Genomic DNA, 12,016 nt, shown 5'->3' with positions numbered 1-12,016 from the left:
GGGAAACCTTGGATTTGCGTATTTTAATTGTTGATGATGAGGAATCTATTACGACTTTAATTGATTATAATTTGAATCAAGAAGGCTATCAAACGGCAGTAGCACATGATGGGGAAACGGCATTAAAACTTGCTGAAAAAGAGAATTTTAATTTAATCTTATTAGACTTAATGTTGCCGAATATGAGCGGAATAGAAGTGTGTCAACGCCTTCGCGATTTAGGTCATAAAGTTCCGATTATTATGTTAACAGCTAAAAGTGAGGAAGATGATAAGATTACAGGGCTAGATGTTGGAGCGGATGATTATATTACTAAGCCATTTAGTCCCAAAGAATTGAATGCAAGAATTAGAGCAGTTTTAAGAAGGTCAGGACAACATGAAGACCAAAAGTCATTGATTATGTTTAATGATATTGAGATTAATGTAGAAACATATGAAGTATTTAAAAATGGGAGACCAGTAGAATTTACTAAAAAGGAATTTGAACTACTTTTATACTTAGCCAAACGTATTAATAAACCAGTAAAAAGGGAAGTCTTACTTCAAGATGTTTGGGACTTTGATTTTATTGGCGATACTAGAATTGTTGATGTTCATATTAGTCATCTTAGGGAAAAGCTTGAAGATGAACCGAAAAGACCTAAGTTAATTAAAACGGTTCGTGGAATCGGATATAAATTAGAGGGGTCGGCATGAAAGGAATAAGTGATCGAAAGGCGTTAATCGTCTATACATTAATTGGTGTCATATTTATATTAGTTTTAGGTGTATTATTTGTTCAAGTCGCTAAGCATTACGTCATTAATGCATATGAAGAACAATTAAAGTATGATACTGATTTCGTGGCTGACGATCTCGACCTTAACATACATACGACTTTAGAAAGGCAACAACAATTGGAGAGATATTCAGACTCCTTTCCAATTGATTTAGTGTTGTATCAACGTCAATCTCAAGAATATTTACATACTTTTAACCGTAACGAAACGATCACGTTGAATGAAATTATTAATCGACAATTTGAAACAGAGGAGACAACTCTTCTTAACTCTCGGTTAGTTGAATCAAGAAATTTAAATGATGAATTGCGATTAGTGGTGATTTCTGATGAGCTACCGATTCGATACTTAGAAACGACTTTATGGTCAATCGTGGTTATTCTCTCTTTATTAGTTGGCTTTTTTGTTTGGGGATTTGGAAATCGTTTATATGAAAATTATGTCACACCTATACGGAAAGCATCTGATACAGCGAAAGAATTAGCAGATGGTAATTATAAGGCTAGAATTCATGATGCACCTTATGGGATTGTGTCTGAATTGAGCCAATCGATCAATAGATTAGCTCGTAACCTTGAATCTATTACGTCAAAATATAGAAATCAAAATGATCGATTAAAGACGGTTGTCAACAATATGGAAAGTGGGTTACTTTTAATTAACGAAAAAGGGTTAACAAGACTTGCTAATGAACCATTTGTGAAAAATTTTACGAATCAAACTTCTATTGTAGGTGAAATTTATTATGATGTTATTGAAAATAAAGTGTTAAATGATGCTTTACAAGAAGTCATCTTTATGGAACGAAAGAAGCAGTTGACAGTAGAAACAGAACAAGGTAATTATTTTGAGGTGTATTTAGCTCCCATTCGTAATAACGAGGAAACTTGGAAAGGTGTCGTCGTTGTTTGTCACGACATTACTAAGATCAAACAGTTGGAAAACATTCGTAAGGATTTTGTAGCCAATGTTTCTCACGAACTTCGAACTCCGATTACGTCTATTCAAGGTTTTGTTGAGACATTATTAGATGGTAACCAACATGATGAGGAGATTGTGAAGAAGTTTTTACGGATAATGGATAAAGAAACCAAACGGTTAAATAAATTAATTCAGGATTTATTAGATTTATCGACCATTGAAAAAGATGATTTTACGTTAACGAGAACCCATTTTGCTGCGTCAGAATTAATGAATGAAATTCATCAAGTAGTAGAGAAAAGTCTTCAAGATAAAGAACTTTCAGCAGACATAGAAGTAGAAGACGGGTTACAAGTTTACGCTGATTATAACCGAATATATCAACTTGTTTTAAATTTATATTCCAATGCGATTCAGTATACACCTGAAGGAGGTCAGATTCGATGGAAAGTGTCATTACAAGACGGGTATGTGAGGTTACAAATTAGTGATACAGGGATTGGAATACCTAAGAGAAGCCAAGGCCGAATTTTTGAACGATTTTACCGAGTCGATCAAGATCGTAGTCGCCAAACTGGAGGGACAGGACTTGGGCTTTCTATCGTCAAACATATTGTGGAAGCTCATGAAGGTATGATTGACTTAGAAAGTGAAGAAGGCCAAGGGACAACTATAACCGTTTCCATTCCTCAGCATATTTAATTTGTTATAATAGATTAAAAGCCAATTAAAGAGGTGTTTTTCGTTGTCTAAAGAAGAAATTGTACTTATAGATGGAAATAGTGTGTTATATCGAGCCTTTTTTGCTCTTCCGTTATTGAGTAATGATAGTGGTGTACATACCAATGCCGTCTATGGATTTACTAATATGTTATTAAAAATCTTAGAGGATAAAGACCCAAGCCATATTTTAGTGGCATTTGATGCAGGTAAAACAACATTTCGTCATGAAACTTATCAAGATTATAAAGGCGGTCGACAAAAGACTCCCCCTGAACTTTCAGAACAATTTCCAGTTATGCGCGAGATATTGGACGCATTAGGAGTTAAACATTATGAGTTACCGCAATACGAAGCGGATGATATTATCGGCACGATTTCTAAGCAAGCACAAGAAGATCAAAAACGTACGTTTATTTATTCAGGTGATAAAGATTTACTACAATTAGCATCTGAACATGTCACAGTAGGGGTGACTCGAAAAGGTATTACTGATATTGATGAATACACACCAGATCAAGTTAAAGAAAAGATGGGTGTGACGATTGATCAAATTATTGATTTGAAAGCACTTATGGGAGATAAATCTGATAATATCCCTGGTGTTCCAGGCGTAGGTGAGAAGACAGCTGTAAAATTGCTCAATCAGTTTGGTACGCTTGAAAACCTTTATGACAACATTGAAGAAGTGAGCGGTAAAAAGTTAAAAGAGAATTTAATTAACCATAAAGAAGATGCATTCATGAGTAAAGAACTTGTCACGATCAACCGTCAATCTCCAATAGATGTTAAAGTGAATGATTTAGCTTATGATGGGTATCAATCAAGAGATGTCATTGAGCTTTTTAAACAATATGGATTTAAGTCTTTAATGGGCCGAATTGAAGGTGAAGAGGAAGAAGTTGAACGTGAGGATGTAAGTTTTGAAAAAGTAGATGAGTTTTCTGAAGAAATGGTTAGTCCTCATGAGAATTATTTGATTATGGAAATGTTAGTCGAAAACTATCATAACGGTGAAATTTTAGGTTTTTCATTAATTAATGATCATGGAAATTATTTTATCCCAACTGATGTTGCCTTGAATTCAAAGGCGTTTAAATCATGGCTAGAGAATGAAAAAAGCCCTAAGATTGTCGCTGATACTAAACGCTTAAAGGTTGCTTTAATGTGGCGCGGTCTGGATTTGAAAGGTGTTCAATTTGATTTAATATTAGCTTCATATATTGTGAATCCATCTAACAGTAACCATGACATCCCTTCTATTGCTCAAGGTTATGGTTTAACGGATGTATCTTATGATGAAGAAGTTTATGGTAAAGGAGCTAAGCAAACGATTCCTGAAGAGGATCCCTTGTCAGAACATATTGTTCGAAAAGGGATTGCTGCCAGAAAACTATACCCTACCTTAAAGGAAGAACTGGAGAAAAACGAACAAGAAAAGCTTTTTTATGAACTTGAGATGCCACTTTCTCTCATTTTAGCTGAGATGGAATATAAGGGAGTTCATGTTGATGTTGATCGTTTAGAACAAATGCAACAAGATTTAAGTGAGCGACTTGATAAGATTGAAGATGACATTTATGAATTAGCAGGACAATCTTTTAATATTAATTCTCCTAAACAATTAGGAAAGATTCTATTTGAAGAATTAGGCTTACCTGTCATTAAGAAGACTAAGACTGGTTATTCTACGTCAGCAGATGTATTAGAAAAACTCCAGCACGAACATGAAATTGTAGAACAGATATTACACTATCGTCAGCTTGGAAAGTTACAATCGACTTATATTGAAGGGTTATTAAAAGTTGTTCATGACAACACTCATAAAATTCATACTCGATTTAATCAAGTATTAACTCAAACAGGACGGTTAAGTTCGATTGATCCGAACTTGCAAAACATTCCGATTCGACTTGAAGAAGGTAGGAAAATTAGACAAGCTTTCATACCTTCTAAAGATGATTACGTCATGATGGCTGCTGATTATTCACAGATTGAACTCCGCGTTTTGGCTCATATCGCTAACGATGAAAAGTTAATATCTGCTTTTAATGAAGGAAAAGATATTCATACTCAAACGGCGATGGATGTGTTCAATGTTAAAGAAGATGAAGTAGACTCGTTGATGAGACGTCACGCGAAGGCGGTTAACTTTGGAATTGTATATGGAATTAGCGATTATGGTTTAAGTCAGAGCTTAGGGATTACTCGAAAAGAAGCCGATCAATTCATTAAAAAATACTTTGAAAGTTTTCCTGGTGTTAAAGCCTATATGGACGATATTGTGCAACAAGCTAAGCATGAAGGCTATGTTGAAACGATTATGAAACGTCGCCGTTACTTGCCTGATATCACAAGCAGGAATTTTAATAAACGTAGTTTTGCTGAACGTACGGCTATGAATACTCCGATTCAAGGAAGTGCGGCTGATATTATTAAAAAAGCAATGCTTGATGTAAAAGAGAAATTAGAGTCTTCAGATTTACAAGCTAGTTTATTACTTCAAGTTCATGACGAACTGATTTTTGAAGTGGCCAAAAGTGATATAGATGCCTTAACTGAATTAGTTAAAGAAGCTATGGAAAATACTGTTAAGTTAAAAGTGCCATTACTTGTTGAAGCTGAATATGGAACAACATGGTATGATGCCAAATAAGGGAAGGTTATTGTGATGCCAGAATTACCTGAGGTTGAAACCGTAAGAAGAACTTTAGAACCGATTATTAAGGGGAAAAAAATTAAAGATGTCATTATTCATTACGCGGGAATCATTAAAGAACCTAATGATTCACTGGCTTTTAAACATCGCATTATTGGTCAAAAGTTTACACAAGTCGATCGTTTGGGTAAATTTTTAATCTTTCATTTATCAGATGATCGTTTAGTTTCCCACTTAAGAATGGAAGGAAAATATGGAGTTTATGAGCATAGTGAACCATTAGAGCCTCATACACATATCATTTTTCAATTAGATGATGGGAAGGAACTAAGGTATCGTGATGTCCGAAAATTTGGAACGATGCATCTAAAAGAACCTAGTCATTTATTATCTACACCACCTTTAAATAAATTAGGTGTTGAGCCATTTAGTGAGCATTTTACGTCGGAATATTTATTCCAGAAATTAAGGAGAACAACACGGAGAATAAAGCCGGCGTTACTTGATCAAGCGATCGTAACAGGGTTAGGTAATATATATGTTGATGAAGTGCTTTATAAGAGTCATATTCACCCTGAACGGATTGCGAATACCATTACATTTGAAGAAGCTAAGATGTTACAGCAACATACTGTTCAAGTATTACAAGAAGCCGTTGAACATGGTGGTTCATCGATTCGTTCCTATTTGAATAGTTTAGGAGAAGTCGGATTATTTCAGCTAAGAATATCTGTTTATGGAAAAGAAGGCGAGTCATGCCCATCATGTGATACAACAATAGAAAAGATTAAAGTCGGGGGAAGAGGGACACATTTTTGTCCTAAATGCCAGCCAGCCCCTAATTAACACACGTTTTAAGCTTCTTTCATAAGATAGGTTGAATCCTTATGGAAGGAGCTTTTTATTTTGAATCACCTATGGATTGTCATGCTCTTACTAAGTTTTGCAGTAAGTTTTGATAGTTATTTTTTTGGATTTACTTATAGTTTAAAATCCATTAAAGTAAAGAAAACGACTTATATCATTATATCTCTTGTAACATCTGGAAGTTTTTTAACTGGTTATTTGTTAGGAGATTTACTGGAATTAATGATTCCTAAGATGGCTGAATATCTAGGGGGATTGGTTTTTGTACTGATAGGCTGTTATATCGTTTGGCAATGGGTTGATGAACAACGAGAGAAAATACGACAGTACTATCAACAAGAAACGGTCCGTTTTAATCTAAAAACTTTATGGCTTGTTTTGAAAAAGCCCCAAATGGCAGATATAGACCATTCTGGAACCATTTCTGGTAAGGAATCTTTTATTGTTGCATTAGCTTTGTCATTAGATTCATTTGGAAGCGGGGTAGGCTCAGCTTTTACCATGCTACCTTATTTTTTAACTGCGGGTCTTATTGGAGTTTGCTCAATGATTTTCTTAGGGTTAGGTTCATTAACAGGGAGAGTTTTAACAAAGTATAAGTGGATGCACCAGTTATCCTTTTTGCCAGGGATTATATTTATTATGTTAGGAATCTGGAATATTACGAAGTAGGTGATGTTATGTCATTAATTATTGGATTAACAGGTAGTATTGCAACAGGTAAGTCAACCGTCTCAAATATGTTTAAAGCATGGGAGATTCCTGTCGTAGATGCTGATCAAATAGCTCGAGAGGTTGTTGAGCCCGGTAAGCCAGCATATCAAAAAATAGTTGAACACTTTGGAAAAAAAGTGTTATACGATAATGGAACATTAAATCGGAAAAAACTTGGAGAAATTGTATTTGGTAATGATGAAGAGAGAAAGAAGTTAAACAGCTTTATTCATCCAGAAATACGCAAGGAAATGGTTAGACAAAGGGAAGAATATGTATCAGCCGGAGAATCGGCTGTCGTGTTGGACATCCCTCTTTTGTTTGAAAGTAAGCTTTTTGATTATGTGGACAAGGTCTTAGTTGTTTATGTAGATCCAGAAATTCAGCTTGAACGACTCATGGAGCGCGATGGTTCAGACAAAGAAGAAGCATTAAGTCGGATACAATCCCAAATTCCAATCACTGAGAAGAAGGAACGAGCAGATGCAATCGTGGATAACACTGGTACGATTGAAAATAGTAAAGAACAATTAAAAGAAATTCTTCTAAATTGGGGTATTGAACATAAATATCTATAAAAATAGTAACATTTTTTAATTATACTCCCCTATAATATAACAAATGTGTTATACTAATGTCGTTAAAAATAATTTAAAGTGTAACACATATAGTTTTGGGAGGTTATGATAATGACAACACGCATTGCTATTAATGGTTTTGGTCGAATTGGTCGTATGGTTTTTCGCAAAGCAATTAAAGATAAAGAACTTGAAGTAATTGCTATAAACGCTAGTTACCCAACAGAAACATTAGCACACTTAATTAAATATGATTCTGTACATGGACACTTTGATGGAGACGTCACTTATAATGAAGAAGAAATTATAGTAGACGGTCACCGTGTATTAAAAGTATCCAACCGTAATCCGTTAGAATTGCCATGGGCAGATTTAAATATTGATCTTGTTATAGAAGCAACTGGTAAATTTAAAACAAAAGAGTCGGCTTCTCAACATATTACAGCAGGTGCAAAACGCGTTATTATTTCAGCTCCTGGTAAAGAAGTTGACCGTACCATTGTTATGGGAGTTAACGAAAAAGATTTTAATCCAGAAACAGATGAAGTCATCTCGAATGCTTCATGTACCACAAACTGTCTTGCACCAGTCGTAAAAGTATTAAATGATCAATTTGGAATTCAAGAAGGACTTATGACAACTGTTCATTCATTTACCAATGATCAAAAGAACTTAGATAATCCACACAAAGATTTGCGACGTGCTCGTGGATTAACACAATCGATTATTCCAACATCAACTGGTGCCGCAAAAGCGATTAACGAAGTGTTACCTGAATTAAAAGGACGTCTGCATGGCATGGCGTTACGTGTACCTACTCCAAATGTTTCATTAGTAGATTTAGTCGTTGATTTAAATCAAGATGTGACAGCAGAAGAAGTTAACCAAGCGTTTTATAATGCAATGGAAGGCGATATGGCTGGGATTATTTCAATTAATGATGAACCACTTGTGTCAGTCGATTACACGACTTCACCTTATTCATCAATTGTGGATGGCCTGTCTACGATGGTGATGGGGAGCCGTAAAGTTAAAGTATTAGCTTGGTATGATAATGAGTGGGGTTACTCTTGCCGAATTGTTGATTTAGCTAAATACGTCTCACAAGATATTAAAAATGGTCAGATGACTATTTAAAATAGAGGACTGTCCCAAAAGTCATATAATGTGACTTGAAGGGGCAGTTTTTTTATAATTTAATTTCGCTTCAGGTGGACACTTTCCGCGGGCACGACCTCAACTTTCCAAAGTTCACGTGGTTCATTTTGGGTGATTTCGGCTCGTGCTGTTCCAGCAGAAGTCGCCATCTTTCTCTCATTTAATCTTTTTTACAAGGATTTTGGACTGCTTTTTTAAAGATTTTGTTTACGGTTAAATAATCACCATTTCTTTAAGTTCCTTCAATAAATATTATATATTCCATTTTATTAATACACATTTATTCAAGCTATTAGGTCTTCATAATTCTTTATGAATACACGGCTATATTATTCTCAAACATATAAGAAATTTGTTATACTAATATGAAGGTATCGATTATTGAACGTCTAATGGAGGAAATAAAATCATGCGTTGCCCTAACTGTGATGCTAAAAACACAAGAGTATTAGATTCCAGACCAATCGATGAAGGCCGATCGATTCGACGACGAAGAGAATGTGAATCTTGTCATTATCGCTTTACAACATTTGAACGTGTAGAAGAAATTCCATTAATTGTTGTAAAAAAAGAAGGAACTCGCGAAGAATTTAATCGCGAAAAGTTAAAAAGAGGTTTAATTAAGGCATGCGAAAAGCGACCAGTATCAATTGAAGAGATTGAACGAATAGCATTTGATGTAGAAAAAGAACTACGAAATCAAGGGAATTCAGAGATCATAAGTGAAGATATTGGCGAGTTAATTATGGATCGTTTAGCTGAAGTAGATGAAGTTGCTTATGTCAGATTTGCTTCAGTTTATCGTCAATTTAAAGATATTAATGTCTTTATGAATGAGTTAAATGAAATGATAAGTAAAAATAAAAAGTAATAGGGAGTACGAGGTGTAACACATGAATGATCGTATCCGGCATCTTTTGCCTAATGACCGAATGAAAATTTTTCAAAAAGAGCCTTTTTATGAAGATGCTGAGACCGTTCTAACGCTATTATATCAACCACTCATTACAATAAAAGGCGTAGCGGTTTTTCAAGCTTTATGGAAAGAATCTGCCTACCAACAACCTCAAACTTCGATCTCCCATCACCAAATGATGAACATGTTAAACATGACACTGGATGATTTTTATGAAGCCAGAAAGAGTCTTGAAGCCATTGGGCTCCTCCATTCTTACAAAGAAGAGGGAAGCTATCGGACATTATATTATATCTTACAAAAACCATATTCGGCTAAAGGGTTCTTTGAAGATCCGATGTTATCAGTATTATTAGAGCATCACATAGGACGCGATTCTTATCAACGTTTGAAAAAACGTTTAAATAAGGGGATTCAGTTACCATCAAATGTACAATCTGTCACGCATTCATTTGATGATGTATTTACAATGGTTCCCCAAGAAAAAGTTACTGAAGTTATTCCGAATGAACCAACTGAATCTAATGCTATAGAAACAAAATTACCGCTTGAATGGCTTCATAAAATGTTAACACAGCAAAAAATTCAGGCACAATCTATTTTGACGCCATCTAATATTGAATATATTGAAAAAATGATCAAAATCTATGACGTGGACTTTTTAGAGTTAGAAAAGGCTCTGATTTGGGCCGTTAATGAACAACAAGAGTTTGATTGTAAAGAGTTCCAAGATATGTGTAAAGATATCTTTTATAAAAAACATGGAAGTGTACCACCTAGACTTTATAACAAAGGACAGACCTCTACTCAAGAGCCAAATGAGGTCAAACAACAGCCATCTTCTAATCAGAAGCCAAAAACAAAAGAAGAACAATTAATTGAGCGCTTTAATTCTATTTCACACAGAGAATTATTAGAAGATTTATCTTCCTCTGGTCGAGCTTCAATGAAAGAAATAGATATGATCACCTCAATTATGGAAGAACATGGCTTGTCACAACCCGTTATGAATGTGTTGGTTGATTATGTGTTAAAACGTAATCAAAATAAATTATCTAAAAACTATATTGAAACGATAGCAGCCCATTGGAGCCGTGAAGATATATCAACCGCAAAAGAAGCCATGAATATAGCCAAACGCGAACATCATATGTATGAGACTTGGAAGCAGAAAAAGAATCAAAACCAAAAGAAACAGCAACGTTCTAAGGAAGTTTTACCAAAGTGGTTTGAAGAAGAGCGTAAACAGAAAAAACAAACGTCTCCATCTCAAAAACAAGGTTCTAATCAAGGGGATGTTCAGAAGAAGCGTGAAGAGTTAGAAGCTTTCATTAAAAATTATTCTAAAACGAAGCATTAAGGGTGAAAAGGATGGAATCTATTCAATCAGCATTAAACCGATGGATGAAAGGAAAAGAAAGTTTTCAAAAATCAATGCAGCAAATGCGTGAAGAGGTCTTATCGTCTAAAGATGTCCAAGCTTTTTTAAACCAACATCCGGAATTAACAGGCGAACAAATAAATAAACAACTGATCAAACTTTATGAATATGATATTCAATCTAAGGCGTGTGAGAAATGTCCATCCTTAGAAGAATGTCGGAATGTAGTTTCAGGGTATGTGCCTGAAATCAGTTTAGAAAATGACCGAATAAAGTTAAGGTACCACGAATGCCCTCGTCAAGAGAAGCATTTAGAGGAAGTGGAAAAGCGTAAATTTGTTCAAAGTTTACACATGCCAAGAGAAATTCATGAAGCGTCTTTTGATAAAATTTACTTAGAAGATGAAACGAGACTTGATGTATTTGCTAGAGTAAAATCGTTTTATGACCAAGCCCAAGAAGAACTGCCAAGTAAAGGTTTGTATCTATATGGGAAATTTGGTGTTGGTAAGACCTATATGTTAGCAGCATTAGCGAATGCTTTAGCCGAACTCAGAATTGATACTTACTTCATTTATATGCCTGAATTGGTTCGTGAAATGAAAGCATCCATCAACGATTCATCCATTAATGATAAAATCGATCGGTTCAAAAACGCTTCAGTGTTAATCTTAGATGATATGGGAGCAGAGTTTTCGTCTGCATGGTTCAGAGATGAAGTGTTGGGAGCTATTTTACAATATCGTATGATGGAAAGACTGCCTGTCTTCTTCACGTCTAATTATTCAACTGATGAATTGGAATCTATTTTATCCCAGTCCGGTAAAGGGAATCATGAACAGTTAAAAGCTGCACGTATTTTGGAACGTATTAGACAGGTTAGCCAACCAGTTGAAGTGGTTGGTGAAAACTATCGAGAATAGAGAAAGTTAAAAAAGAGGCTTAGATTTTTCTAAGTCTCTTTATAATTGTGTGCCCGGCATGGGCTATAACTTGGTGGTGAAAGTCCACTACAGGCCTGGCAGTAGGAACTGTTAGCTAATGGCAAGGGTGTCCACCGTGAGGTGGAATCTGAAGGAAGCCTAAGGCAAAATCCTGAACTGACGAACAGAAACTGTATATAAGGCTGAATTGGAACGGATGAGTTTGCATTACAAAACGAAGTCCTATACTGCACGAATTCCATACAGTAAATACAGCAGTTATATGGGAGGAAGGTTATAGCTCTTACCCGGGGAGGTCTTGCAAGGGTTCCCGACAAGAGGGAAGAAATTTTCCACAGGAACAATCACGGCAGTGATGCTGTGATGAATTGTAAGAA

10 protein-coding genes are annotated in these 12,016 nt (G+C 35.3%); all 10 read left to right on the top strand.

The features are described from left to right. Positions 1-8 precede the first annotated feature (8 nt). The 10 genes from BMY57_RS10560 to dnaI all read left to right on the top strand — a co-directional run bounded on the left by BMY57_RS10560 (position 9) and on the right by dnaI (position 11,618). Positions 9-698, top strand: a complete 690-nt coding sequence (locus tag BMY57_RS10560) for a response regulator transcription factor (protein ID WP_091774104.1) — start codon at positions 9-11, stop codon at positions 696-698. After that, the gene (pnpS, locus tag BMY57_RS10555; RefSeq protein ID WP_091774102.1) at positions 695-2,404 is read left to right on the top strand and encodes a two-component system histidine kinase PnpS; all 1,710 of its coding nucleotides are present in this window, start codon (positions 695-697) and stop codon (positions 2,402-2,404) included. The genes BMY57_RS10560 and pnpS overlap by 4 nt, the downstream gene beginning before the upstream one ends. Positions 2,405-2,447: 43 nt before the next feature. Then, positions 2,448-5,078 (top strand): DNA polymerase I, encoded by a 2,631-nt coding sequence (gene polA / locus BMY57_RS10550; RefSeq protein ID WP_091774100.1) that lies wholly within the window; start codon positions 2,448-2,450, stop codon positions 5,076-5,078. A 15-nt stretch (positions 5,079-5,093) separates the two neighbouring features. Further along, entirely contained in the window at positions 5,094-5,927 is an 834-nt protein-coding gene (gene mutM / locus BMY57_RS10545) for a DNA-formamidopyrimidine glycosylase (protein WP_091774099.1), read from the top strand. A gap of 60 nt (positions 5,928-5,987) precedes the next feature. Beyond that, positions 5,988-6,620 (top strand): sporulation membrane protein YtaF, encoded by a 633-nt coding sequence (ytaF, locus tag BMY57_RS10540; RefSeq protein WP_091774097.1) that lies wholly within the window; start codon positions 5,988-5,990, stop codon positions 6,618-6,620. 8 nt (positions 6,621-6,628) lie between these two features. Further along, positions 6,629-7,240, top strand: a complete 612-nt coding sequence (gene coaE / locus BMY57_RS10535; protein WP_091774095.1) for a dephospho-CoA kinase — start codon at positions 6,629-6,631, stop codon at positions 7,238-7,240. A 111-nt stretch (positions 7,241-7,351) separates the two neighbouring features. Beyond that, entirely contained in the window at positions 7,352-8,377 is a 1,026-nt protein-coding gene (locus BMY57_RS10530; protein WP_091774093.1) for a glyceraldehyde-3-phosphate dehydrogenase, read from the top strand. 430 nt (positions 8,378-8,807) lie between these two features. Beyond that, entirely contained in the window at positions 8,808-9,269 is a 462-nt protein-coding gene (gene nrdR, locus BMY57_RS10525) for a transcriptional regulator NrdR (RefSeq protein ID WP_091774092.1), read from the top strand. Positions 9,270-9,291: 22 nt separating this feature from the next. Next, positions 9,292-10,674 (top strand): replication initiation and membrane attachment family protein, encoded by a 1,383-nt coding sequence (locus BMY57_RS10520; protein WP_091774090.1) that lies wholly within the window; start codon positions 9,292-9,294, stop codon positions 10,672-10,674. Between the two features lie 11 nt (positions 10,675-10,685). Then, a complete protein-coding gene (gene dnaI, locus BMY57_RS10515) occupies positions 10,686-11,618 on the top strand; it encodes a primosomal protein DnaI (protein ID WP_091774088.1) in 933 nt (310 codons plus the stop codon). Positions 11,619-12,016 lie beyond the last annotated feature (398 nt).

Origin of the sequence: Piscibacillus halophilus, assembly GCF_900110685.1 — a bacterium.
Taxonomy (GTDB): domain Bacteria; phylum Bacillota; class Bacilli; order Bacillales; family Alkalibacillaceae; genus Piscibacillus; species Piscibacillus halophilus.
Note: the sequence above shows the minus strand (reverse complement) of the source record. Positions and strands in the feature narration are given on the sequence as shown.

Coding starts and splice junctions, on each gene's coding strand:
- pnpS (WP_091774102.1), top strand. CDS start 695: ATGAAAGGAATAAGTGATCGAAAGGCGTTAATCGTCTATACATTAATT.
- mutM (WP_091774099.1), top strand. CDS start 5,094: ATGCCAGAATTACCTGAGGTTGAAACCGTAAGAAGAACTTTAGAACCG.
- coaE (WP_091774095.1), top strand. CDS start 6,629: ATGTCATTAATTATTGGATTAACAGGTAGTATTGCAACAGGTAAGTCA.
- BMY57_RS10530 (WP_091774093.1), top strand. CDS start 7,352: ATGACAACACGCATTGCTATTAATGGTTTTGGTCGAATTGGTCGTATG.
- nrdR (WP_091774092.1), top strand. CDS start 8,808: ATGCGTTGCCCTAACTGTGATGCTAAAAACACAAGAGTATTAGATTCC.
- BMY57_RS10520 (WP_091774090.1), top strand. CDS start 9,292: ATGAATGATCGTATCCGGCATCTTTTGCCTAATGACCGAATGAAAATT.
- dnaI (WP_091774088.1), top strand. CDS start 10,686: ATGGAATCTATTCAATCAGCATTAAACCGATGGATGAAAGGAAAAGAA.